The following is a 23,989-nucleotide window of genomic DNA, read 5'->3' as shown; positions in this document are numbered from 1 at the left end:
AGTGGCGGGCTCTCCGGGCCCGCCACGTACCTGCTCAGAAGAGCAGGTCTGCCACTGCGGTCAGCGCCGTCACCAGAAGACTGGAGACGATTCCGACAGCGATGTCGATCAGGATTCCGCGAATCCGTTCACGACGCGCAGGCTTGTACTCAACGGGGGTCATACGGCCACTCCAGGGCGTGAGTTCGGAATGGCAGGGGGCACCCTACCGGGCAGCCACGCTCACGTCGTCCGTCACCAGACGACGGGCACAACCATCCGTCCTTCACAGCCTGTTCGGCCTCGCGTATGAACCGCAGCCTCGTACCCTCCGGGAAGGTGCGCAGCCAGATCATCCTAGCCGTCGACGGGGTCCGTCGGCTCAGGAAGTCAGCGAGCGGAGCTTCTCGCGGGTCTCCGGGTCCGTCGAGTAGACGATTGTTCCGATCATGCCGCGGGTCAGGAGCACCTTGTACGTGTTGCGGATGAGACGGTCGACCTCGTCGTCAGGAGTCGCCTTCGTGAAGGAAGGGTCCTTCGAGGCGGTACGGTCGGCGACCCAGCGGTTCTTCCGCCATACCAGGTCCGGGCCCATGATCACCCCGGACCAGTCGTACTCGAAGCCCTGGGCGGTGTAGACACAGCCGACCTGGCCGAAGCCCGCGGGATCAGTGGCCCACAGCGGAGCCGGCGGTGCGCCCAGCAGGGATCGGTCCCCGTACAGGTTCCACGGCTTCGACCAGTCGCCGATGACCACGTCCGCGGGCAGCGTCGTCATCGCCGGAGTGATCTTAGTGGTCCACTTCCAGCAGTAGCCGGCGGAGAGCCGGGAGCCGTACCCCTGGGCACGCTTGTCATCGAGGAAGCCCTCCAATTCCTGCGGGCTGTCCACTGTCAGCAACTGCACCTTGCCGTCCGGCTCCCACCTGATCGGTCCTTCGCCCTCCAAGCCCAGGAGACTGGTCACCCAAAGCAAGTAGGCGTCGCTTCCTCCGCACCTGAACTGGCTGTCCAGCTCCACCAAGGTGAAGTCCACTTCGTGGTCGGCCGCGGCCTGCCTGATCTGTTCGACGGTGCCCATTTCGCCGGGACGCACCACCTGGTGCTGGTCGAGGAGGAACACCGGCACACGGGCCGCGTCGATCAGTTCCACCACCTGCGGACGTCCGGTTCGCAGGGCGGCCTTGGTGTAGCGGTTGGCGGAGGTCTTGCGGAGCCGGTGGGCCTCGTCGCAGACGAGTACGTCCATGTCGTTGGGCTCGGCGTCCATGAAGCTGTTGAAGTAGCGGAACAGGCGCTGGACCTCGGGCTTGCGGGCGCCCGCTACCTTGCGCATGGTCTTCGTGAACGACTGCGATCCGGTGGCGTGGAGGGCAGGCACGCCGCGCCGGTACAGGTCGCCGAGCACGGACAGGGCGATCACGCTCTTGCCGGATCCGGGCCCGCCGGTCACGACGACCACCTGCTTGCGGTTGGAGCGGCGGGCCTTGCGGACCGCCGCCATCACCGTCTCGTAGGCGAGCCGCTGCTCGTCCAGCAGTACGAACTGCTCCCGGTCGCGGACCTCGTCGGCGGCCACGGCCATCAGCTGCCTGGACGGCCGGATCCTGGCCTGCAGGAGGTCGTCGGCGGCGGCAGCGCCAGGCTTTGCTGCCAGCCTCGAACGCAGGTAGTCGAGGAACGCGCCACGCTGATCGCCGGTGAACATGCGGCCGCGGCGGTCCTCCTCGACCTCGCGCAGCCCGGCGACCCCGAACTCGGTCGCGTTGTGCAGGAAGGCCACTCCGGTGACGGAGTCGGGGTTCTGTTCGAGAGCCCCGTTGAATGAGACGAGGTAGTCGCAGTAACCGCGAACTTGCTCGATGGGGTTCAGTACGGGCTCGCGGTAGGAGGGCACGCTGCACCGCAGTGGATCGTCATCCACCGGGTGGGCCTCGCTCCACTGCTTGAGTTCCACGATGACGTACGACGGCTCGCCGGACACCGGGTGGACGCCGGCCAATATCACGTCCGCGCGCTTGCTCGTCAGCGGCAGCCCGTACTCCAGCAGCATCTCGACCTCACCGAGACCCGCTTCGACCAGGGCGTGGGTGAGCGCGGGGATGCTCCGCTCCCAGGAGCGAACCTCCGCAGCATGCGGCTTGTGGCCGTGCCGGTGCAGGAAGTTCTCGCTGAGGAGTTCTGCCAGCCGGCCTTCGAGGCGGGTGCGGTTGGCCAAGGACGCCGCGGACTCACGGAACAGCAAGAAATCGCCCCCAGGCAGCACGGAGTAGCTCGTGCGGGTGGGGGCATGTCCTTCGGTTCCACGTGAGGCGGAGCGGAAGCCCGGCGGGCCGCTGAGATTGTCCTTGCCATCTTATGACAGTGCGTGATCAAGCAGCCAGGCCGTACATCGTGATCCGGACCGAGGCCTCAGGGTTGCTCACGGCACTCCGGCGGCCCTGTCCTAGGGGGTTCCCGTGCAGGGCCGCCGCGGCGCGTTCGTGTACCTCCGGGTCCGCCCGCACATCTCCTCGGTCCGCTCCGGGCCGGAGCGCGGGTGTGGGATTCGGTGGTGGGTGGGTCAGGCCAGGGTGAGGGGGAGGGTGGTGAGGCCGTGGGTGAGGCGGGTGGGGCGCCAGGGGAGGGAGTGCGGGGGGATCGTCAGGCGGGTGTTCGGGAAGCGGGTCAGCAGGGTGCGGAGGGTGATCTCCGCCTCGGCCCGGGCCAGGGGGGCGCCCGGGCAGCGGTGGATGCCGTGGCCGAAGGAGAGGTGGGCGGAGGCGTCGCGGTCGAGGTCCAGGCGGTTCGGGTCGGGGAACCTGGACGGGTCGCGGTTCGCGGCTCCGGGGGAGATCAGGACCGGGTAGCCGGCCGGGATGTCGGTGTCGCCGACGCGCAGGTCCTGCGTGCTGTGGCGGAAGGTGGCCACGCTGATCGGGGAGTCGAAGCGGAGCAGTTCATCGAGGGCGCCGGGGATCAGGTCCGGGTCCCGCACCAGGCGGTCGAAGGCCTCCGGGTTGCGGAGCAGGGCCAGGACGGCGTTACCGATGAAGTGGGTGGTGGTCTCGTGCCCGGCGACCAGGAGGAGGGCGGCCAGGGAGACCGTCTCGTCCCGGTCCAGGCCGCCCGCCGCGCAGTCACGGACGAACCAGTGGTCGGGGGAGCCGTCGATCATGTCCGCGAGGTAGTCGCCGATCCGGTGCGACGCGGCGTCGATGCGAGCGGTGTCGGTCGCGTCGAAGAGGTCGTGGGACCAGGCGGCGAGGGAGGCGCGATCGGCTGCCGGTACGCCGAGCAGTTCGCAGACGACGGTGACCGGCAGGGGGATCGCCAGGTCCGCCACCAGGTCGATGTCCGTGCCGGGCTGCCACGTCGCCGTGAGGTCGTCCACGACCCGGGTGATGAAGGGGTGTAGCTCCCTGACGCGGCCGGTCGTGAACAGTCGGGTCGCCACCCGCCGGTGGCGGGTGTGCGCGGGCGGGTCGCTCGCCAGCATGTTGCGGGAGATCGCCGGGTGCAGGTCGCGGTGGGAGGGCCGGTCGGCGAAGAACCGGGCCGTGTCCTTGGATAGGCGGGGGTCGGTGAACGCCTCGCGGGCCTCGCGGTGGCCGGTGATCAGGTACGCGTGGTGTCCGCCGGAGCCGGTGGGGATCCGCTGGACCGGGCAGCCCTCGCGGAGCCGGTCGTAGGTGGGGTAGGGGTCGGCGAAGAAGCGCGGGTCGCGCAGCGGGTCCTGCCGCGGGGCGGTCACGAGGCCGCGCCCGCGTGCTCGGACGCCGGCCGGCGCGCGTACGCCTGCGCCACGAGGAGCAGCCACGCGGTCTCCGCCGGGAGGTCTCCCTTGCGGGAGCGGGTGCCGGCGGCGGGCGGGGCCTCGTCGCCGTCGAGGGGGAGGCCGGCGCGCTTCGCGTGGACGGCCGCGGCGATGACCGCTGCCTCCACCTCGGCGTCGCCCTCGGGGGTGCCGGCCGTGCCCCGGCGGGCGGCCTCGGCCGCGGCGGCGTCCCGTACCGACGTCTGACGGTACCGGCGCAGGGCCAGGACGCAGTCGTTGATCTCGATGACCCGGCGGTGGAGGTGGAAGTCGAGGTCATGGGCGTCGGCCGCGGTGTTGCCCGGGTCGAGCACGACCTCGGGTACCGCCGAGGTGACCTCGCGCCACAGGGGTTCCAGCGCGGTGAACGAGTTCCGTTCCCAGCGGCGCCGGCGCAGCTGGCTGAGCGGCCACAGCAGGGCGGGGAGGGTGAGCCCGACGGTGATGAGGAGGACGGCGACGGCGGGTGCGGTCACGCTGAACGCGCAGCGGAAGGGGGACAGCGGGCTCGCGCACCGGGCGTGGTCCGGCACGAGTCCCAGGCCGAGGCCGATGGAGACCAGGGTGAAGAGCTTGTACGCGGCGTAGACGAGGGCGAAGCCACAGCCGACCGAGGTCGTGCGCAGGCCCCAGCGCTGGCTGCGCCGGGTCGAGCGCTTGGACTGGGCCCAGGTCTGGAGCAGGAAGTCCTTGGCCGTGTACCCCAGGTAGGAGATGTAGATGAGTACGTAACACGCGTACAACACCGGGTTGCGTCCGGTCAGTTGCTCGGCGACGAAGAAGGAGGCCATGCCGGCGACGGCGACCGCGAGGGCGATGACGCGCAGCCGGATCTGCCGGTGGGCCCGTTCACGGTCCAGATTGAGCTGGAAGAGGAAGGCGAGGACCGAGGTGGCCGCCGTCAGGGTGAAGGTGTTGCTGAGGAGGCGGGCGACGTGGGGGACCACCGATTCGACCGCGCCCTCGACCGCGGGGGCGTACGAGGCGAAGGCGAGGGCGAAGGAGGTCAGCAGCGCCGCCATCGCCCAGGTTCCCGTGGGACGGTGCCCGCCGCGTCCCCGCACCCAGTAGGCGGCGAAGCACAGCAGCGCGACGGCCGTGCCCGTGAAGAGGATGTTGATCATTTCCGGTGGCGCATCTTCCTGTGTGGCTTGGCGAACAGAGCGTCCCAGCTCTCGGCGCCGCTGGCGGGCCGGCTCGACGGGCCTTCGCGTCCCCGGTACATGAGTTGCCGGATCACGCTGGCCATCACCTCGGCCTCGCGTTCGTCCTCGCTGGTGTAGCTGGTCCGGCCGGACATGCGCTGGACGAGGGTCGGGTCGAACCCGATCGCGCGCAGGGTGTCCTGGTCCAGCTCCAGGCTGCCGGGGTGGTCGCAGATGATGTGGCTGATCTCGTGGGCGAGGATGTGGTTCTGGTGGAGGGCCGAGGTCCCCTCCTCGTAGAACAGCAGATCGGCGTCCGGGGTTTCCAGGCGGATGCCGCACGGGGCGTCCAGGGCCCCGAGGGTGCTCAGCGGGCGCAGGACGATGGGGCGTCCGCGTTGTTCCGCGACGGCGTCGCGGAGGTCGCGGGTGCTGAACCGGTGCGGGAGCCGAAGCGCCTCGACGCGCGCCTCACAGGTGGCGCGAAGCTGCTCGAGGTCCATGTCCTCACTCTGGTGACGCCGGTCGGGGGTGGCCGGCCGGGGCCACCCTCCCTGGCAGCCCGGCACGCGCGCCCCCCATGCTGACATGTCCGCGACGTCGTTCCGAGGGCGGGGTGTCGTGCCGAGGCGGGGCCGTGCGGCCCGGATGCCGGGCTTGTCCCCGGAAACGCCGGATGCCCCCTGTCGATGCGAGCACAGGGGGGGGTACGGGGCCGGGCGGGGACCGCGGGGTCGCGCGCCACCGCGTGCAACACCAGCCGCCCGGGGCGCGGTTCAGTCGTCCAGGTTGAGGTCCTGCGCGGGGTCGTCCGTGGTGAGCCCTTCGAGTTTGCGGGCCTGTTCGATCACGGTGGACAGCATCTTCAGGCTGTCGACGCTCAGGCCGTTGGCGCGCAGGGCCACCTTGCGGACGCCCTGGTCGCGCATGGCGGCGAGGAGGCCGATCTCCGCCTTGGTGCGTTCGGCCGCCGCGCTGTCGACGAAGTAGCCCGCCGGCACGCCGAAGAAGTCGGCCAGGGCCTTGATGGTGTGCCGCGTCGGGTTCCGCTTGGCGCCGGTGCGCAGTTGCTGGATGGCGCTCGCCGTCACCCCGCGGCCCTCTCCGGTCGCGGCCCTGCGGATTCCCTCGGCGACCTCCGCGTAGGTGTAGGGCCCCCGGGAAGGGGGGTGCACCTCGCGGAAGAGGTGGTCCAGGAGTTGGGCGAAGGTGGGTGACTGGTCATCCTCCACGTACACGACCTCCTTGGCGTGATGCCGAGTCTTTGCCCACCACAGTGTTTCTCGAAGCCCCCTCGGGCCGGCACCGGCAACACTTTGGTTGACGCCGGACAGTCACTCTGGTGTACGTTACCAATGCTTCTTCGCCACTAGAGTATCGACGGGGGAGTGGCGGCGGCGCCGGCCGGGTCGGGGTCGAGCTTCACGGGGGTGGGCTCGGCTGAACGGCCCGGAGCGCCGCGGCCGTTGCCGGACGGGTTCCGCCGGACGCCGTCCGCGCCGGGCGGCGGTCCGACTCCGCCGTGCGCCCCACCCCGACGGGGACGCGGGAGTCGCTCCCGCCCCCGCCGCCCACAGCTCCTCCGTACGACCGCGCGTGACCTGCCGCGTGGTGCCCGTCCCGGTCTCCCCGGACCGCATGCCGGATGTGCGCGGCGAGGAGGCCGAACACCCCAAGCCCTCCCCGTGGTCGTGCCGATGCGGCAGTGAGTGGCACCGTCAACGAGCGGGCGCGCCGGCAGGGGTCCGCGGGGTGGCGTTCGGGTGGCGTCGGGGAGGCGTGAACGGGACCTTCCTGTTCCTGGTGAGTGGCTGGATGTCGCCCCACGCGCATTCGGTCACGCCGAGCCTCTTTTCCGATGCATTCCAGCCAATCGCGAGATGATCAATCAGCTTTCGGACATGGTGCCCCACCAGCCGCACAGCTTGCGTCACGCCTCTTTTCTGTCAGCGGCAGACAGGTAGGGTGATCACGCTGCCGGGCCCGGCGGTGACGGGGGGAGACACATTGGGCGAGCCACTCAGATTCGGAATTCTCGGACCACTCATGGTGACCGCGGGGGAGCGGACGGTACAAGTCGGAGGTGCCCGGCAACGTACGATTCTGGCCCTTCTGCTCCTGAGCCCGGGGCGGATCGTTCCGGTTGACACCCTGGTGGACGTGGTCTGGAACGGTCGCCCGCCAGCCACCGCCCGCACCCAGGTCGCCATCGTCATCGCGGCCCTGCGCAAGGCCCTCAAGAACGAAGGCGTGACCGAGGAGGTCATCGCCACCGCGCACCCCGGCTACCTGCTGCGCCCCGACGGGCACGTGCTCGACACCGTCACCTTCACCGGCCTCGTCGCCCAGGGGGAGGAGGCGGTCCGCACCCACCGCCCGGCCGACGCGGCCCGCTGCTACGCCGAGGCGCTCGCCCTCTGGCGCGGCCCCGCCCTCGCCGGGGTCACCGGGCAGTTCGTCGAGGACGAGGCGGCCCGCTGGGAAGAGGTCCGCATCAACGTCTACGAGGCGATGACGGGCGTGCAGCTGGAACTGGGCCGCCACCAGCTGCTGCTGCCCGAACTGGCGGCCGCCGTCAGGGAACACCCGCTGCGCGAGCGCACCCGGTACCACCTCATCCTCGCCCAGTACCGCTCCGGGCGGCGGGCCGAGGCGATGGAGAGCTTCCGCGAGGCGCGCCGGCAGTTCATCGACGAGCTCGGCATGGACCCGGGTCCCGAACTCCAGGAGCTGCACGACGCGATCCTGCGGGACGACCCGTCGCTGGCGTTCGAGCCGGCGGCCGGCCCGGCCGACGCGGCGGCGGAGGCCCTGGACGCCCGCGTGCGCGTGATGCCCTCGGAACTGCCGCCCGACGTGCCGGGGTTCGCGGGCCGCAGTGCCGAACTCGACGCGCTGGACAGCCTCGTGGCGGGCCAGGGTGAGGACAGCCCCTCACCCACCGTCGGTCTGATCACCGGCGTCGCCGGCGTCGGCAAGACCGGCCTCGCGGTCCGCTGGGCGCACCGGGTCACCGAACAGTACCCGGACGGGCGGCTCTTCGCGGACCTGCGCGGCTACGACGAGCACCACGCCCCGACCACGGCCGGCGACATACTCAGCCGCTTCCTGCGCTCCCTGGGCGTGGACAGCGACGACGTGCCCAACGGCCTGGAGGACCGGATCGCCCTGTACCGCAGCGTGCTCGCGGAGCGCCGGGTGCTGATCGTGCTGGACAACGTACGCACCTTCGCGCAGATCCGGCCGCTGCTGCCGGGCAGCGGCGGCTGCACCGTGCTCGTCACCAGCCGGGAGCAGCTGGAGCAGCTGGTGACCTGGCCGCAGCGGGCCCGGGTGCACCTGGGCGTGCTGCCCGAGGACGACGCCGTCGAGCTGCTCGGCCGGATCGTCGGCGACGTCCGGATACAGGCCGCCCCCGGGGACTCGGCCCGCCTGGTCGAGCTGTGCGACCGGCTGCCCCTGGCGCTGCGCATCGCGGCCGCCCGGCTGGCGTCCAAGCCGCACTGGACGGTGCGGCACCTGGTGACCCGGCTCAGCGACGGGCGGCGCCGGCTGGACGAGCTCAGCCAGGGCGAGTCCCAGGTCCGGGCGAGCTTCGAGCTGAGCTACCGCTACCTGTACAAGGACGCGGCCCGGCTCTACCGGCTCCTCGGGCTGCTCGCCGTACCCGACTTCACCACGTGGGTGGGTGCCGCGCTGCTGGACGGGGACGTCATGGACGCGGAGCGGCTGATAGAGCACCTGGTGGACGCGCAGTTCCTGGAGGTCGTCGGCGTCGACGCCACCGGGCAGCTGCGGTACCGCTTCCAGAACCTGATGCGGCTGTACGCGGAGGAGCTGGCCCGGGCGGAGGAGAGCGAGGAGGACCGGCTGGCGGCGTGCGAGCGGGTGTTCCGGACCTGTCTGACCATCGCGGAGGAGGCCTTCCGGCGCGAGAGCGGCGGTGGCAGTGGCGGTGGCAGTGGCGGCGGCATCGCGGACGGCGGTGCGGCGCGGCGGGAAATCGACTCCGTTCTGCTGGAAGAGCTGCTCGTGGCTCCGCTGGAGTGGTTCGAGGCGGAGCGGCTCTCGCTGGTCGCGGTCGTGGAGCAGGCGGCCGAGCTCGGCCTGGACGACTTGGCCTGGCATCTGGTCGTGTCCATGGAGGTGCTCTTCGAGTCGCGCAACTACCTGGAGGACTGGCGCCGTTGCAGTGAGTACGCGCTGGAGGCGGCGCGCAACGCGGGGAACCTGCGGGGCCGGGCGGCCATGGAGCGCAAGCTCGGCCTGGTGGAACTGAGGCTGCGCAGGCTGCCCGATGCGACCATGCGGCAGGAGGCCGCCCTCGCGCTCTACACCGAGGCCGGGGACCTGCTCGGGCGGGCACTGGTGCTGAGCGACCTCGCGTTCATCGACCGGATCCGGGGGGAACGGGAGCGGGGGATGGAACGGCTGCGGGAGGCGCTGCCCGTCTTCCGGGCGGCGGGCGACCGTTCGTCCGAGGCGTACGCCCTGCAGAACATGGCCCAGTTCGCCCTCGACCAAGGGCAGCCGGAGGTCGCCGTGGAGCTCAGCCAGGACGCTGTCCGCGTCTGCGAGTCCATCAAGGGCGACCAGCACGGCCTCGCGCTGGCCACGCACCGCCTCGCCAGCGCGCACCTCGCGCTGGGGCAGCTGGAGGCGGCCGAGGGTGAGTTCGCCCGGGTCGTGGAGATCGTGAGGGCCAGGTCCGACCTGCTCGGCCTCGCCCACTCGCTCCTGGGGCTCGCCGAGACCCGGCTCCAGACCGGCGCCGAGGAGGCGGCCGAGCGGACCTTCCTGGAGGCCCTGGACGTGGCCCGGCGGACCCGGAGCCCGATGATCGAGGGCCAGATCAGGCTCGCGCTGGGCCGGGCGTACGGCGAGCGGGGTGACGGCGACGCGGGCCGGGCGCACCTCGCCGAATCGCTCGCCATCTTCCAGCGCATCGGCTCCCCGCCCTGGGAGGGGAAGGCGGCCGCCGCCCTGGAACGGCTGCGGGAGACGTCGCAGGAGGGCGTAACCAGTCAATAACCCGGCGATAAAGCGGCTCCCTAGCGTCATCGCAGACGAGAAAACTGCCGAGCTGTGGAGCCTGCGATGTCACGTACGACCGGCGCGCCCTCTTTCGCCGTGATCCCCGGCGCCCAGGTGCACGAAGTCCTGGACGGCCGTGCGCCCGAAGTGGTCGGATTGATCGAATCCGCTTATCGGGTGCACGGAGAGGGCGGGACGGTGAATCCGCCGTCGTATTTCCTGCGTTTTCCCGACCGGCCCACTTCGCGGATCATCGCGCTGCCGGCCTCGATCGGGGGAGCGGCGCCCGTCGACGGAGTGAAGTGGATTTCCAGCTTCCCGGAGAACGTGGCGGCCGGAATTCCGCGTGCCTCCGCCGTGCTGATCCTCAACGACCCGCAGACCGGATACCCGATCGCCTGCCTGGAATCCTCGATCATCAGCGCGGCCCGCACCGCCGCCTCCGCCGCGCTGGCGGCCGACCGGCTCAGCCCGGCGGGCCGCCGGCCGCGCAGGATCGGCTTCTTTGGCGCCGGCCTGATCGCCCGCTTCATCCACCAGTACCTGGCGGGCACCGGCTGGGACTTCGACGAGATCGGCGTGCACGACCTGTCCGCCGAGTACGCCGGGGGCTTCGCCGACTACCTCACCCGCTCCGGGGAACAGGGCCCGGTCACCGTCCACGACAGCGCCGAGAAGCTGATCCGCAGCAGCGACCTGGTCGTCTTCGCGACCGTCGCCGGCACCCCGCACGTCACCGAGCCCGACTGGTTCGGCCACAACCCGCTGGTCTTGCACGTCTCGCTGCGCGACCTGTCGCCCGAGGTGCTCCTCTCCGGCTTCAACGTCGTGGACGACATCGAGCACTGCCTGAAGGCCGACACCTCCCCCCACCTGGCCGAACAGCTCACCGGCAGCCGAGAGTTCCTGGACGGCACCCTCTACGACGTGCTCGCCGGCACGCTGGCGGTGCCCGGGGACAAGCCGGTCTTCTTCTCCCCCTTCGGGCTGGGCGTGCTCGACCTCGCGGTCGGCCGGCACATCTACGACACCCTCCAGGCGCAGGGCGCTCTGACGGTCGTCGAGGACTTCTTCCACGAAATGCGCCGCCACGGCTGACACCGGCCCCCACGCGCACCCCCCACGCGCCGTCCGCCGGGCGTACCACGGCCGCCCCGAACGGCCCCGAGCCATCCGAGGAAAGTGATTCAGTGACCACACTGCTCGACACCGCCACTCGGGCGCCGGCCGGCCGCGGCCGGCGCCCCCTCCCCGTCCGGATCGAGGAGACCGCCCTCGACCCGCACCCCCCGATCGAGCTGTACGAGGCCCTGCGGGCGCGGTTCGGGGAGGACGTGTTCCTCCTGGAGTCCCTGGAGAGCCCCGAGTTCGACGGGAACTCCGCCGTCGTCGGCTTCGGCCGCCTCGCCGAGCTGCGGATACGCGCCGGACGGATCTCCGCCGTCGGCGTGGCCCCCGTACTGGCCGAGCTGTCCCGGGTCGCCGACGGACTCGGGCTCGCCGTCGGACCCGGCGGCGACCGGACCTTCGAACGGCCCGGGCAGGTCTGGGACGTCCTGCGGGCCGTGCAGGCCCGCTTCGACGTCGACAGCTCCCGCCCCGAGTACGCCTTCGGCTTCCTCGCCACCATCGGCTACGGCGCCGCCTGGTACATGGAGGAGCTGCCCGTCCGGGAGCAGACCGCCGAGGGGGACCCCGACCTGGTCCTGACCCTGTTCCAGGACACCGTCTGGTACGACCTGGACGCCGGCACGGCCGTCCGGCTGGCCGCCCGCAGCGAGGCCTTCGGCCCCGACGGCGGCCCCGCCGCCCGTACCGACCTGGCCGGCATCGTCGAGCGCCTGACCTCCGGGATGACCGAGCCGGCCGGCAGCATCCCCGAGGCGCCCGCCCCGCGCGCCGTGCGCGACAGCACCGACGAGAGCGCGTTCCGCGCGAACGTCGAGCGCTGCCTGCGCCACATCGGCGTCGGCGACATCTACCAGATCCAGATCGGCCACCGCATCGAGGTCGACACCGAGCTGACCCCGCTCGACGTCTACCGGCGGCTGCGCGGACGCAACCCGTCCCCGTACATGTACCTCGTCCCCCGCGACGGGTCCACCCTGATCGGCGCCAGCCCCGAGGTGCTCTTCCGCACCGACGGCGACCGGATCGTCATGCGCCCCATCGCCGGCACCACCCCCCGCAGCGGCGACCCCGCCGTGGACGGGCCGCGCGTCGAGGCCCTCCTCGCGAGCGAGAAGGAACGGGCGGAGCACGTGATGCTGGTCGACCTGTGCCGCAACGACATCGGCCGGGTCTGCCTGCCCACCACCCTCGACGCCCCGCAGCTGATGGCGGTCGAGGCCTTCAGCCACGTCTTCCACCTGGTCTCCACCGTCGAGGGCAGCCTCGCCCCCGGCGAGGACACCTGGTCCTCGCTGGCCGCGACCTTCCCCGCCGGGACGGTCACCGGCGCCCCCAAGATCCGCGCCATGGAGATCATCTCCGAACTGGAGTGCGATTCCCGGAACATGTACGCGGGCGCCGTCGGACTGGTCGACGTACGCGGCTGGTCCCGCCTCGCCCTGTGCATCCGCACGGTCACCCACGACGGCGAGGCCTACTCCACCCAGAGCTGCGCCGGCATCGTCGCCGACTCCTCGCCCGCCGCCGAGTGGCGCGAGACCCTGCACAAGATGGGGGCGGCCTACTGGGCGCTCACCGGTGAGGAGCTGCTCCCGTGAAGGTCCTGCTCGTCGACGCCTACGACAGCTTCACCCACATCATCGACCAGTACCTGCGCACCCTAGGCGCCGATACCGAGGTCGTCCGCTCCCGCACCGAGAGCCCCGACGCCCTCGCCGCGCGCCGCCCCGACGCGGTCGTGCTGGGCCCCGGCCCCGGCCACCCCGCCGCGTCGGGCCACGTCGAGCTGGTGCACCGCTTCGCCGGACGGGTGCCGCTGCTGGGCATCTGCCTGGGCCACCAGGCCATCGGCCTGGCCTACGGAGGCACCGTCGAGGTGGCCGACCGGCTCAAGCACGGCAAGACCAGCGAGGTCGCCCACGACGGCGCGGGCGTCTTCGCCGGGCTCGGCGCGACCATGACCGCCACCCGCTACCACTCGCTCATCGTCTCCCGGCCCCTGCCGCAGGAGCTGCTCGCCACCGCGCACGCCGTCGACGACGGCTACGTGATGGGCCTGCGCCACCGCACCCTGGCCGTCGAAGGGGTGCAGTTCCACCCCGAGTCGATCACCACGGTGGGCGGGATGCGGCTCCTGGACAACTTCCTCACCAGCGCACGTACCCAGCCCGCGAACACCCTCACCGGGTGACCCAAGGAGCAACTCGTGGAGCACGTGGATTCCTGGCGGGCCCTGCCCGCGGCACAACAGCCCGAATGGCCCGACCCCGCCGCCCTGGAGGAGGTACGGGCACGACTGCGCGACACCTTCCCGCTCGTCGTCGCCGCCGAGTGCGAGCAGCTCAAGCACCGGCTCGGCGCCGTCGCCCGGGGCGAGGCCTTCCTGCTCCAGGGCGGGGACTGCGCCGAGACCTTCGCGGACGTCCGCGAGGACTCGGTGCGCCGCAAGGTGCAGACCCTGCTCCAGATGGCGCTCGTCCTCCAGTACGCCGCCTCCGTGCCGGTCGTCAAGATCGGCCGGATGGCGGGCCAGTACGCCAAACCCCGCTCCAAGCCCACCGAGACCCGCGGCGGGGTCACCCTGCCCGCCTACCGGGGCGACGCCGTCAACGGCTTCCCCTTCGAGGCGGCCGAGCGCACCCCCGACCCGGACCGGCTGCTGAGGATGCACCAGGCCGCCTCCGGCACGCTGAACCTCGTACGGGCCTTCACCACCGGCGGCTACGCGGACCTGCGCCAGGCGCACGCCTGGAACCAGGACTTCGTGGCCCGCTCGCCCGTCGGCGAGCGCTACGCGGCGCTCGCCACCCAGATCGACCAGGCCCTCAACTTCATGCGGGCCTGCGGCGCCGACGAGCGCATCCAGCACGCCGTGGAGTTCTACGTCAGCCACGAGGGCCTGCTCCTGGAGTACGAGGAACCGCTGGTCCGCGAGGACCCGGCGACCGGCCGGCGCTACGCGACCAGCGGGCACATGCTCTGGATCGGGGAGCGCACCCGCGACCTGGACGGCGCCCACGTGGAGTTCTTCTCGCGGATCGCCAACCCGGTCGCGGTCAAACTCGGCCCCGGCACCGACGCGGACACCGTGCTGCGGCTGATCGACCGGCTCGACCCCGAACGCGAGCCCGGCCGGCTCACCTTCGTCGTCCGGATGGGCGCCGGGCAGGTCCGCGAGCGGCTGCCCGAACTGGTGGAGAAGACGGCCGCGGAGGGTGCTCCGGTGGCCTGGGTGAGCGACCCCATGCACGGCAACACCTTCGAGGCGCCCTCGGGGCTCAAGACCCGCCGCTTCGACGACATCGTCGACGAAGTGAAGGGCTTCTTCGAGGTCCACCGCGAACTCGGGACCCATCCCGGGGGCGTGCACCTGGAATTCACCGGGGGAGACGTCACGGAATGCGTGGGCGGTGGTGAGGAGGTGAGTCTGGACGGACTGAGCGAACGCTACGAGTCCACGTGCGACCCCCGGCTCAACCGCACCCAGTCGCTGGATCTCGCATTCCTGGTGGCCGAGATGTACCGGGAACGCTGAATTCCGGTTATCGGCGTTATCGCGGGCGGTCCGCGATGGCCCCCCCGATGATCCCTCAAGCAGCCCGCGAGCGGTGGTCCAGAGGGGTCCCAAGCTTTTGTCATCGGCTTGCGGACCCCTCCTGACCTGCGGGTATATCGTCATTATCGAAATCGTGCAGCCCCCGAAGACCGAGCGATATCAGCTCGAAGCCGCTCCTTCCTAGTGTTCTTCTCACCGGAACAAAGCGAAGCTCAAGCGGTACTCAACGGGGAGAAGAACAGAGATGCAGCAGACGTGGCGCACTCAGGTCAAGCGCATCACCATCGCGATCACCGCCGCGGTGGCGATCGCGGGCGGTGCGCAGATAGCGGATGACGCGGCGACCGGCAGGAGCGGCATCACCGCGGACGGCACCACCCAGCAGAGCCCGGCGGCCCCGACCCCCACCCCGTCCTCCTCGACGGACGAGCGTGAGTGGGGCTGAGCCGCCCCACCCCACGACCCACCGAGGGAGACCCACGTGACCGCCCGACCCGAACCCGGCCGTGAGCCGCGCAGCTGGCCCGCCCTGCTGGAGACCCTGCTCGCCGGCCGCGACCTGGCCCCCGCCGACACCGCCTGGGCCATGGACCGGGTGATGAGCGGCGAGGCCGCCGACGCACAGCTCGCCGGCTTCCTCGTCGCCCTGCGCGGCAAGGGCGAGACGGTCGGCGAACTGGAGGGCCTGGTACGGGCCATGCTCCATCACGCGGTGCCCCTCGACGTCCCCGGTGCCACCGTCGACGTGGTCGGCACCGGCGGCGACGGGGCCCGTACCGTCAACATCTCGACCATGTCCGCGATCGTCGCCGCCGGCGCCGGCGCCCGGATCGTCAAGCACGGCAACCGGGCCTCCAGTTCGGCCTCCGGATCCGCGGACGTGCTGGAGGCCCTGGGCGTGCGGCTGCGCCTCGAACCGGCGCGGGTGGCCGCCCTCGTGGACGAAGCGGGGATCACCTTCTGCTTCGCCCCCGACTTCCACCCGTCCATGCGGCACGCCGCCGCCGTCCGCAAGCAGCTCGCGGTCCCCACCGTCTTCAACGCGCTCGGACCGCTGACCAACCCGGCCCGCCCCACCGCCCAGGCGGTCGGAGTGGCCGACGCGCGGCTGCTGCCGCTCATCGCGGGCGTACTGGCCCGCCGGGGCGGCAGCGCCCTGGTGTTCCGCGGTGACGACGGCCTCGACGAGCTCAGCGTCACCACCACCTCGACCGTGCTCAGCGTCGAGGGGGGAAGGGTCCGGGAGGAATCCTTCGACCCCCGCGACCTGGGCATCGCGCCCGCTCCTGTGGACGCGCTGCGCGGCGGGGACGCCGAGCACAACGCGGGGGTGGCGCGGCGGCTGTTCGCCGGCGGGGAGCGGGGCCCGGTACGCGACGCGGTGCTGCTCTCGGCGGGCGCCGCGCTGGCCGCGGCGCAGCCGTCCGGGGGCCGCCCGGTCACCGAGCGGCTGCGCGAGGGCGTCGCCGCCGCGGCGGCCTCCCTCGACTCGGGGGCCGCGGAGGCGGTCCTGGGGCGCTGGGTGCGGGCGGCGGCCGGACACGCCGCGGCGCCGCTCGCCGCCGCCGGGCGGTGAGCGGTACGCGCGGGTGCGCCGCGGTGCGGCCGGGCCGGTCCCCGGGAGGGGGACGGCCCGGCCGCACCGGCGGCGGTCAGGGCACCGGCGTCACAGGGCGGCCGCCTGCGCCGGCAGCCGCACCGGTTCGTGGACCGGGGGCCCCTCGGGGGGATCGGCGGCCTCCGCGCCCGGGGGCACGCCCTTGCGGAGCCAGGACAGGGCCGGGGAGGTGATCGCCGTGGTGAGCAGGGCCATCAGGACCAGCATCGTGAACAGCTCCGGCCCGATCACCCCCAGCTCCAGCCCCAGGTTCAGCACCACCAGCTCGGTCAGTCCGCGGCAGTTCATCAGCGCACCGATCGACATGGCGTCCCGCCAGGACCGGCCGGTGGCCCGTGCCGCCGTGGTGCTGCCGCCCCACTTGCCGAGGAAGGCCACGACCATGACGGCCAGGGCCCACAGCCACATCGCCGGATCGGCGGCCAGCAGCCCCACATCGGTCTTCAGACCGGTGTTGACGAAGAACAGGGGCAGCAGGACCGGGATGGTGAAGGCCCGCAGCCGCGCCGCGCAGAGCTCGATCACCCGGGAACCGCGCGGGGTGACCACCCCGAAGACGAAGGCGCCGAACAGGGCGTGCACACCGATCTTGTCGGTGGTGAAGGCCGACAGGCACAGCCCGCTGAAGAGCACCACCAGGACGACGGAGTCCACCGTGCGGGCGGCCCGCACGGCCCACCGCGCGAGCAGCGGCCGGACGGCGTAGATCATGAACGCCAGGAACAGCGCCGCCAGGGCCGCCGTGGTGGCCGCCTCGAGCGGGGAACTGCTGGTGCTGACCGCGACGACCGCGGCCAGCAGGCACCAGGCGGTCACGTCGTCGACCGCGGCGCAGGCCATGGCCAGGGCGCCGATGCGGGTGTTGTAGAGCCCCCGGTCGGTGAGGATCCGGGCGAGCACCGGAAACGCCGTGATGCTCATGGACACCGCGATGAACAGGACGAACGCGAGCTTGGTGACCCCCTTCGGCGCCATCGTGTCGTACATCAGCAGGGCCAGCCCCGAGCCGAGCACCAGCGGGAGCGCGATGCTCGCCTGGCTGACGGCGATGGCCGTACGGCTGTGACCGCGCAGGGCCGAGAGGTTGAGCTCCAGGCCCACCAGGAACATGAACGCCAGCAAACCGATGTTTCCGAACGCCCCGGTGAACGGCAGGACCGTCCCGGGGAACAGCCATGTCTGGGCCTCGGGCCACAGCCAGCCCAGCAGCGAGGGGCCCAGCAGGATGCCGACGGCGATCTCGCCGACCACCGGCGGCTGGCCGAGACGGCGGAAGAGCATCGCGCCGGCCTTGCACGCGAGGATGACGGCGGGGATCGCGATCAGCAGGTCGGGCAGCGGGTCACGGGCGGACACGGGCCGCCCCCTCCGGAGCCGAGGGCACGCCGAGCGGGGCCGGGGAGGCGCCGAGCGGGGCCGGGGAGGCGCCGAGCGGGGCCGGTATCGCCGGCGGGGGCGGGGCCGCGGCGGGTGGGCCCGGGACGGCGGTGGCGTCGGTCCAGCGGGCGTATCTGCGCTTGCCGTACAGCAGGGGCTCCTCGTCCTCGCGCAGCGAGACCCGGCTGATGCGGACGAACACGGCGGTGTGGTCGCCGAACTCGACGGCCTGGGTGACCTCCCCGTCGGCTACCGCGTGCGAGGCCTCCGTCAGGTGCGGGCCGCCGGCGCCCAGCGGCAGCCGCCACTCGGTGCGCTCGAAGCGGTCCGGGGTGCCCGAGGCGAACAGGTCGGAGACGGGGCGGGCGTTCTCGTGGAGCAGGTTGACGGCCACGTGCCCGGTCTCCAGGACGGCCTGGACGGTGGGGCTCGCGGTGCGCAGGCACAGCACGACGGTGGGCGGGGAGAGGGCGACGCTGGCGAGCGAGCTGCACGTCATGCCGCGCGGCTCGGAGTCCGCGCCGATCGTGGTGATCACCGAGACGCCCGAGGGGAACGCCGACATCAGGGGCCTGATGTCGGCTTCGGCCGCGCCGTCGGACAGGCCTGCGCGGACGGACGGGGACGGCTGGGAGGTGGCTGACATGGGTGGGGACCCTCCTGGGGCTCGGGGTGCGGCGCGGGCCCGGAAGCCGGAGGGAGGGGCCGGCTCCGGGCCTGCGCACCGGATGGAAGCGACTGCGTACGGACTAGCCGTGGAGCTTGCGCAGGTAGTCGTACGTGCTGGGCAGGGTGTCGAGGAGGTGCTCCTGCTCCTGCTTGACCTTGCCGAACATGGCCTCGGCGCCGGCCACGGAATCGGGCTTGTGCGCGAGGATCGGCAGGGGGGCGTCCGGCTCCAGGCCGAGGCCGGCGAAGACGCAGTAGTAGCTGCCGTTGGTCCAGAAGTTGCGGAATTCCGCCTCGAAGTTGCCGTAGTACGTGGACTCGTCCGCGATCGGCGAATTGATCGGCAGGCCGGCCTTGTACGCGGCGATCTTCTCCTGGATGTTCTTGGGGAGCGTCAGCTCCTTGTTCGCGCGCCAGAACGGCGTGTCGTTGCGCGGCGCGTAGTAGAAGTGCGCCTGGATGAAGTCGCGGGTGTCGTCGAACATCACCTCGATCTCGTGGTTGAAGCTGTTCGCCAGTTCCGGGTGGAAGTTGCGGTCCGGGAAGTGCTTCGCGAGCTGGTAGATGGCGGCGGTGATGAAGTAGATGCCGGTCGACTCCAGCGGCTCCAGGAACGCCGAGGACAGGCCGATGCTCACCACGTTGTTCACCCAGGCGCGGCGGTTGCGGCCGACCCGGAACTTCACGTGGTTGAACTTCGTCGTCTCCGGGTCCAGGCCCCACAGGGCGCTGAATTCCCGGGTCGCCTCCTCCTGCGTCGTGAACTTGCTGGAGTAGACGTAGCCGGAGCCGAAACGGCCCAGCATCGGGATCTTCCAGGTCCAGCCGGAGGACATCGCGATGGCGGAGGTGTACGGCTCGATGCCGTTCGCCTCGTCGTCGTGCGGGACCGCGGTGGCGACGGCGCTGTCGCACAGGAGGTGGTCGCTCATGTCGATGAACGGCTCTTCCATCGCCTGGTTGATGAGCAGCCCGCGGAAGCCGGAGCAGTCCACGAAGAGGTCGGCGTCCAGCACCCGGCCGGCCTTGGTGTGCAGGGCCTTGACGAAGCCGCGCTCGTCCTTCTCCGCGTGCGTCATCTCGTCCTGGACGTGGTGGACGCCCTGCTTCTCGGTGGCGAAGCGGCGCAGGAAGTCGGCGACCAGAGCGGCGTCGAAGTGCCAGGCGTAGCGGGTGGACGGGGTGCCGTCGAGCCACTTCGGGGACTTCAGCGCGTCCATGACCGGGGGCTCGCGGAAGCACGCGTAGTCGAACGGCTCCTCGGTCTGGCCCTCCAGCTTCCGCTTGGCCCAGTAGTGCGACATCGGCACGTTGTCGCTGTCGGGGAGGATGCCGAACGGGTGGTAGAAGTGGTCCGGGCCGCCGTTGTCCAGCTCACGCGCGTCGGGCTGGCCCTGGCCGCCGGTGCGCCAGTTCACGAACCGGACCGCCATCTTGAAGCTGGCGTTGCACTCCCGCATCCACTCCTCCTCGGCGATGCCGAGGTAGTCGAAGAGGACCTTGTGGAGGTTGGGGACGGTGGCCTCGCCGACACCGATCCGCGGAATCGCCGGCGCTTCCAGGACGGTGATGTCCACGGTGCCCTGGAGCGCCTTCCCGAGGTAGGCGGCGGTCATCCAGCCGGCGGTACCGCCGCCCAGGATGACGACTTTCTGAATGCGCGAGTCGGTGCCGGTCATGTAGGGACTCTCTCTTCCGTCTGCATGGGGAGTTCCGTTGTGCGATGGGAAAGAGATTCCGGCCGACGACTATGCGCCACCTATAACCGGCCGTATGGCATCGGTATAGCGGATTGGCCGAATCTCGGTCCCGTTGTATCCGCACCCCGCAACTCCCAGCAGAGGATGGCTGCATCAGATGCCGTACGACGAAGGGACGAAGGGAATCCTCTCGACAGTGGGAGGAACGCCGCTCATCGAACTGGAGCGTTTGCTGCCGGGCCTCGGCTCGCGGGTGTTCGCGAAGGTGGAGCGGTTCAATCCCGGAGGAAGTATCAAAGACCGCTCGGCACTCTCCATGGTGCTGGCGCGCATCAGATCCGGGGAACTCGTTCCCGGTGAATCCACCGTGATCGAGTCGAGTTCGGGCAATCTCGCGATCGGGCTCGCCCAGATCTGCGGCTATTTCGGCCTGCGCTTCATCTGCGTGGTGGACGCCCGGACGACCCGGCAGAACGTCGCGATCCTGCGGGCCTACGGGGCCGAGGTCGAGATCGTCGTCGACCCCGACCCGGTCACCGGCGAGCTGCTGCCCGCCCGGCTGCGGCGGGTCGCCGACCTCGTCGCCGAGACCCCCGACGCCTACTGGCCCGACCAGTACTCCAACCCGCTCAACCCGGTCGCCCACCAGACCACGATGCGCGAGATCGCCGAGGCCCTCGACGGCCGCGTCGACCAGCTCGTCGTGGCCGCCGGCACCAGCGGAACCCTGGGCGGTTGCGCCGAGTACATCCGCCGGCACGGCATGAACACCACCGTCAACGCGGTCGACGCCATCGGCAGCGTGCTCTTCGCCCCGCCCGAACGCGTCACCCGGCTCATCCCGGGCCACGGCGCCTCGGTCGTACCCCGGCTGCTGCGCCCCACGGACGCGGACCGGGTGATCCACGTCGGCGACCTCGACTGCGTCGTGGGCTGCCGCCGCCTCGTCCGCCAGGAGGCGGTCCTCGCCGGAGGTTCCTCGGGGGCCGTGGTCGCCGCGCTCGAACGGATCGCCCCGGACATCATCCCGGGCTCCAACGTGGTGCTCGTCCTGCCCGACGGCGGCGACCGCTACCTGGAGACGATCTACGACGACGCCTGGGTGCACCGCCAGTTCGGCGAGGTCTCCCACCTGTGGAAGGACCCGCAGCCCGCGGTCACCCCCCATCTGGTGGATATAGGCCACGGATAGCGGCCGCTCCCACCATCGATCCCACGCCGGCCCCGCCCGGAGCCACCGGCGACGCCCCCACCCGCACCGCCCCACCCGCACGATCCCCACCCAACGGAGGAATTCGGATGACCACCCAGATCCCCGCCCTCGACACCGAGCGCAAGGAGCAGATCAAGGAAATCGTCTGCGACATCCTCGAGCTCGACCTCGACGAGGTGACCGAGACCAGCCTCTTCAAGGAGGAGCACGACGCCGACTCCCTGCGCACCATCGAGATCCTCGCCTCCCTGGAGCGGGTCTTCGGCATCACGCTGGAGCAGGCCGAGCTCAGCCGCATGGTCAACCTGGTCGGCGTCTACGCCGTGATCGCGGAGGCCGAGGGCAAGTGACCTCCGAGACGGCCGCGACAGGGCGGCGACCCGCCGCCCGGCACCGGGTGGTGATCACAGGTCTCGGTGTCGTGACGAGCATCGGCACGGGCGTGGACGCCTTCGCCGAGGGCCTGCGGGCCGGACGCAGCGGGGCGAAGCCCATCAGCGCGTTCGACACCACCGGCTTCGCCCATTCCAACGCCTGCGAGATCACCGACTTCGAGCCGGAGGCCTGGCTGCGCGAGCTCCCGGCCGACGAGCTCGGCCGGGCCGCCCAGTTCGCGGTCGCCGGGGCCCGCATGGCGGTGGCCGACGGCGGACTCACCGAGGCGGACGTCCGGGCCAGGCGCTCCCTGGTCTCGGTCGGCACCACCGACGGCGAGTCCCGCGACCTGGACCACCTCACCGGGCTCCAGGTCGCCGCGGGCGAGGACACCCTCGACCCCGTGGTGGCCCGGCGCGTGTGGCCGGGCCGGCTCTCCGCCGGCATAGTCCGCGAACTCGGCCTGGAGGACGTCGAGACGGTCACCGTCCCGACCGCCTGCGCCGCCGGGAACTACGCCGTCGGCTACGGCTACGACGCCATCAGCTCCGGAGACGTGGAGATGGCCCTGTGCGGCGGGGCCGACGCCCTGTGCCGCAAGACCTTCACCGGCTTCTACCGGCTCGGCACCATCGCCCCCGACGTGTGCCGGCCCTTCGACGCCGACCGGCAGGGCATCCTCACCGGCGAGGGCGCCGGCATCCTGCTGATGGAATCCCTGGAATCCGCCCTGGCCCGCGGCGCCCGGATCTACGCCGAGGTCCTGGGGTACGGGCTGTCCTGCGACGCCAGCCACCCGGTCGCCCCCGACCGGGACTCGATCGCCCGCTGCATCACCGCCGCGCACGCCAACGCCGGCATCACCCCCGCCGACGTGGACTTCATCTCCGCGCACGGCACGGGCACCAGGGCCAACGACGTCACCGAGGTCGGAGCCATCCGCCAGGTGTTCGGCGAGGACCTGCCCCGCACCGTCTCGATCAAGTCGATGATCGGCCACACGATGGGCGCCGCCAGCGCCCTCGCCTCGGCGGCCTGCGCCCTCGCCCTGCGCGAGGGGTTCATCCCGCCGACCATCAACCACCGCACCACCGACCCCGAGTGCGGGGTGGACTGCGTACCGAACGAGGCGGTCGAGGCCGACCTCAAGGTCGTGCAGAACAACGGACTCGCCTTCGGCGGCAACAACGCCGTGCTGGTCCTCGGCCACTGGGAAGACGAGAGGAGCGCGGTCGCATGAGCACGGCAGCCGAACCCCGGGAGCGGCAGCTCGTCATCTCGGGCTGGGCGGTGACCTCCCCGTACGGCCTGGGCCGGCGGTCCTTCGCCGAGGGGCTGCTCGCCCGGAGGGCGGCCACGGCCCCCGTCGACCGCGGCCTGTGGCCCGTCCCGTACGAGGACGCCGGCCTGATCCCGGCCTTCGACATCAAGGAGGTGCTCGGCCGCAAGGGCACCCGCTCCATGGACCGGGCCACCGGGATCGCCGTCGTCACCGTCGGCGAACTCCTGGAGGACTTCGGCCGGGGCCTGGCCGCAGACCCGGAGAAGACCGGGCTCGTGCTGGGGACCTCCGGCAGCGTCCAGTCCATCATGGACTTCACCAAGGACGCCCTGACGGGGGAGAAGCCCTACCTCGTCGACCCGGCACGCTTCCCGAACACTGTGATGAACTGCCCGACGGGCCAGAGCGCCATCCGGCACACCCTCAAGGGCCCCAACGTCACGGTCTCCGGCGGCTCCGCCACCGGCCTGCTCGCCCTGAACTACGCCTCCCGGCTGCTGCGCGGCGGCCACGCCAACGCGCTGCTGGCCGGCGCGGCCGAGGAGTTCTCCGTCCAGCGGGCCCGCCTGGAGCGGGTCGCCGACCACGGCGGCGCCGCGGCCGATCCCCTCGGGGAGGGCGCCGCGCTGTTCCTGCTGGAGAGCGGGGCCGCCGCCCGTGACGGCGGCCGCCAGGTGCTCGCCACCGTGCTCGGCTCCCGCTTCCGGGCCTTCCCGGAGAGCGGACGGGCCGGCTCCGCGCTGGCGCGCTGCGTGGCGGAGGTGCTCGCCGACGCGGGCGCCGCCCCCGAGGACGTCGCGCTGGTCGCGCCGGGCACCCCGGCCGGGCTGCTCGGCAAGCAGGAGGAGTCCGCGCTGGAGGCCGTCGCGGGCGAGCGGATCACCGTGCGCCCCCTCGTCGGCGACGCGACCGCCGCCTCGGCCGCCTTCCAGCTGGCCGCGGTGCTCGCCCACGCCGGCGCCGAGCCCGCCCTGGTCGACCGGCTCGCCCTGGTCACCGCCATCGACCGGGACGGCACCGTCGGAGCCACCCTGCTGCGGCTCGGCTGAACCCGCCGGGGGGCGCACGCCGACGCGCCCCCCGCGCCACCTCACCCCCTACACGCGCACCCGCG

Annotated in this window: 20 protein-coding genes; 11 read left to right on the top strand and 9 right to left on the bottom strand. The window is 71.7% G+C overall.

The window, feature by feature from the left end; genetic code table 11:
- Positions 1-34 precede the first annotated feature (34 nt).
- From ACZ501_RS24235 to ACZ501_RS24210, 6 genes are all read right to left on the bottom strand, one after another.
- The gene (locus ACZ501_RS24235; protein WP_361599548.1) at positions 35-163 is read right to left on the bottom strand and encodes a DUF6408 family protein; all 129 of its coding nucleotides are present in this window, start codon (positions 161-163) and stop codon (positions 35-37) included.
- A gap of 198 nt (positions 164-361) precedes the next feature.
- Positions 362-2,224, bottom strand: a complete 1,863-nt coding sequence (locus ACZ501_RS24230; RefSeq protein WP_468797997.1) for a DNA/RNA helicase domain-containing protein — start codon at positions 2,222-2,224, stop codon at positions 362-364.
- 318 nt (positions 2,225-2,542) lie between these two features.
- Positions 2,543-3,712, bottom strand: a complete 1,170-nt coding sequence (locus tag ACZ501_RS24225; protein WP_468797994.1) for a cytochrome P450 family protein — start codon at positions 3,710-3,712, stop codon at positions 2,543-2,545.
- A complete protein-coding gene (locus ACZ501_RS24220) occupies positions 3,709-4,899 on the bottom strand; it encodes an MAB_1171c family putative transporter (RefSeq protein ID WP_468797991.1) in 1,191 nt (396 codons plus the stop codon). Before ACZ501_RS24220 ends, ACZ501_RS24225 begins: the two co-directional genes overlap by 4 nt.
- A complete protein-coding gene (locus tag ACZ501_RS24215; RefSeq protein ID WP_361599536.1) occupies positions 4,896-5,423 on the bottom strand; it encodes a M48 family metalloprotease in 528 nt (175 codons plus the stop codon). Before ACZ501_RS24215 ends, ACZ501_RS24220 begins: the two co-directional genes overlap by 4 nt.
- A gap of 273 nt (positions 5,424-5,696) precedes the next feature.
- Positions 5,697-6,152: a helix-turn-helix domain-containing protein gene (locus ACZ501_RS24210; RefSeq protein WP_361599533.1), complete on the bottom strand. Its 456-nt coding sequence runs from the start codon at positions 6,150-6,152 to the stop codon at positions 5,697-5,699.
- 814 nt (positions 6,153-6,966) lie between these two features.
- On the opposite strand from ACZ501_RS24210, the gene ACZ501_RS24205 reads away from it, so the two are divergent.
- The 7 genes from ACZ501_RS24205 to trpD all read left to right on the top strand — a co-directional run bounded on the left by ACZ501_RS24205 (position 6,967) and on the right by trpD (position 16,217).
- Positions 6,967-9,951 (top strand): AfsR/SARP family transcriptional regulator, encoded by a 2,985-nt coding sequence (locus ACZ501_RS24205; protein ID WP_468797988.1) that lies wholly within the window; start codon positions 6,967-6,969, stop codon positions 9,949-9,951.
- Between the two features lie 66 nt (positions 9,952-10,017).
- Entirely contained in the window at positions 10,018-11,052 is a 1,035-nt protein-coding gene (gene sbnB / locus ACZ501_RS24200) for a 2,3-diaminopropionate biosynthesis protein SbnB (RefSeq protein ID WP_468797985.1), read from the top strand.
- Between the two features lie 92 nt (positions 11,053-11,144).
- Positions 11,145-12,683: an anthranilate synthase component I family protein gene (locus ACZ501_RS24195; protein WP_361599524.1), complete on the top strand. Its 1,539-nt coding sequence runs from the start codon at positions 11,145-11,147 to the stop codon at positions 12,681-12,683.
- Positions 12,680-13,276, top strand: coding sequence for an anthranilate synthase component II (locus tag ACZ501_RS24190; protein WP_468797982.1), 597 nt, complete (start codon positions 12,680-12,682; stop codon positions 13,274-13,276). Before ACZ501_RS24195 ends, ACZ501_RS24190 begins: the two co-directional genes overlap by 4 nt.
- Positions 13,277-13,291: 15 nt before the next feature.
- A complete protein-coding gene (locus ACZ501_RS24185) occupies positions 13,292-14,620 on the top strand; it encodes a class II 3-deoxy-7-phosphoheptulonate synthase (protein ID WP_361599518.1) in 1,329 nt (442 codons plus the stop codon).
- 265 nt (positions 14,621-14,885) lie between these two features.
- The gene (locus ACZ501_RS24180) at positions 14,886-15,086 is read left to right on the top strand and encodes a hypothetical protein (RefSeq protein ID WP_361599515.1); all 201 of its coding nucleotides are present in this window, start codon (positions 14,886-14,888) and stop codon (positions 15,084-15,086) included.
- A gap of 36 nt (positions 15,087-15,122) precedes the next feature.
- Positions 15,123-16,217, top strand: coding sequence for an anthranilate phosphoribosyltransferase (gene trpD / locus ACZ501_RS24175; RefSeq protein ID WP_468797979.1), 1,095 nt, complete (start codon positions 15,123-15,125; stop codon positions 16,215-16,217).
- A gap of 90 nt (positions 16,218-16,307) precedes the next feature.
- On the opposite strand, the gene ACZ501_RS24170 is transcribed toward trpD, so the two are convergent.
- The 3 genes from ACZ501_RS24170 to ACZ501_RS24160 form a co-directional block, all read right to left on the bottom strand.
- The gene (locus ACZ501_RS24170) at positions 16,308-17,615 is read right to left on the bottom strand and encodes a cation:proton antiporter domain-containing protein (protein WP_361608455.1); all 1,308 of its coding nucleotides are present in this window, start codon (positions 17,613-17,615) and stop codon (positions 16,308-16,310) included.
- Positions 17,602-18,282, bottom strand: coding sequence for a flavin reductase family protein (locus ACZ501_RS24165; RefSeq protein WP_468797976.1), 681 nt, complete (start codon positions 18,280-18,282; stop codon positions 17,602-17,604). The genes ACZ501_RS24170 and ACZ501_RS24165 overlap by 14 nt, the downstream gene beginning before the upstream one ends.
- A 103-nt stretch (positions 18,283-18,385) precedes the next feature.
- Positions 18,386-19,984, bottom strand: coding sequence for a tryptophan halogenase family protein (locus ACZ501_RS24160; protein WP_361608451.1), 1,599 nt, complete (start codon positions 19,982-19,984; stop codon positions 18,386-18,388).
- A gap of 178 nt (positions 19,985-20,162) precedes the next feature.
- Between ACZ501_RS24160 and sbnA the strand changes: the two genes are divergently transcribed.
- The 4 genes from sbnA to ACZ501_RS24140 all read left to right on the top strand — a co-directional run bounded on the left by sbnA (position 20,163) and on the right by ACZ501_RS24140 (position 23,924).
- A complete protein-coding gene (gene sbnA, locus ACZ501_RS24155) occupies positions 20,163-21,197 on the top strand; it encodes a 2,3-diaminopropionate biosynthesis protein SbnA (protein ID WP_361608449.1) in 1,035 nt (344 codons plus the stop codon).
- Between the two features lie 107 nt (positions 21,198-21,304).
- Positions 21,305-21,568, top strand: a complete 264-nt coding sequence (locus ACZ501_RS24150; protein ID WP_361608447.1) for an acyl carrier protein — start codon at positions 21,305-21,307, stop codon at positions 21,566-21,568.
- A complete protein-coding gene (locus tag ACZ501_RS24145) occupies positions 21,565-22,833 on the top strand; it encodes a beta-ketoacyl-[acyl-carrier-protein] synthase family protein (protein ID WP_361608445.1) in 1,269 nt (422 codons plus the stop codon). Before ACZ501_RS24150 ends, ACZ501_RS24145 begins: the two co-directional genes overlap by 4 nt.
- Positions 22,830-23,924, top strand: coding sequence for a beta-ketoacyl synthase N-terminal-like domain-containing protein (locus tag ACZ501_RS24140; RefSeq protein ID WP_468797973.1), 1,095 nt, complete (start codon positions 22,830-22,832; stop codon positions 23,922-23,924). The genes ACZ501_RS24145 and ACZ501_RS24140 overlap by 4 nt, the downstream gene beginning before the upstream one ends.
- Positions 23,925-23,989 lie beyond the last annotated feature (65 nt).

The organism is Streptomyces sp. NPDC034085, from assembly GCF_055575555.1.
Note: the sequence above shows the minus strand (reverse complement) of the source record. Positions and strands in the feature narration are given on the sequence as shown.

Coding starts and splice junctions, on each gene's coding strand:
- sbnA (WP_361608449.1), top strand. CDS start 20,163: ATGCCGTACGACGAAGGGACGAAGGGAATCCTCTCGACAGTGGGAGGA.
- sbnB (WP_468797985.1), top strand. CDS start 10,018: ATGTCACGTACGACCGGCGCGCCCTCTTTCGCCGTGATCCCCGGCGCC.
- ACZ501_RS24235 (WP_361599548.1), bottom strand. CDS start 163: ATGACCCCCGTTGAGTACAAGCCTGCGCGTCGTGAACGGATTCGCGGA.
- ACZ501_RS24180 (WP_361599515.1), top strand. CDS start 14,886: ATGCAGCAGACGTGGCGCACTCAGGTCAAGCGCATCACCATCGCGATC.
- ACZ501_RS24165 (WP_468797976.1), bottom strand. CDS start 18,282: ATGTCAGCCACCTCCCAGCCGTCCCCGTCCGTCCGCGCAGGCCTGTCC.
- ACZ501_RS24150 (WP_361608447.1), top strand. CDS start 21,305: ATGACCACCCAGATCCCCGCCCTCGACACCGAGCGCAAGGAGCAGATC.
- ACZ501_RS24160 (WP_361608451.1), bottom strand. CDS start 19,984: ATGACCGGCACCGACTCGCGCATTCAGAAAGTCGTCATCCTGGGCGGC.
- ACZ501_RS24220 (WP_468797991.1), bottom strand. CDS start 4,899: ATGATCAACATCCTCTTCACGGGCACGGCCGTCGCGCTGCTGTGCTTC.
- ACZ501_RS24140 (WP_468797973.1), top strand. CDS start 22,830: ATGAGCACGGCAGCCGAACCCCGGGAGCGGCAGCTCGTCATCTCGGGC.
- ACZ501_RS24205 (WP_468797988.1), top strand. CDS start 6,967: ATGGTGACCGCGGGGGAGCGGACGGTACAAGTCGGAGGTGCCCGGCAA.
- ACZ501_RS24215 (WP_361599536.1), bottom strand. CDS start 5,423: ATGGACCTCGAGCAGCTTCGCGCCACCTGTGAGGCGCGCGTCGAGGCG.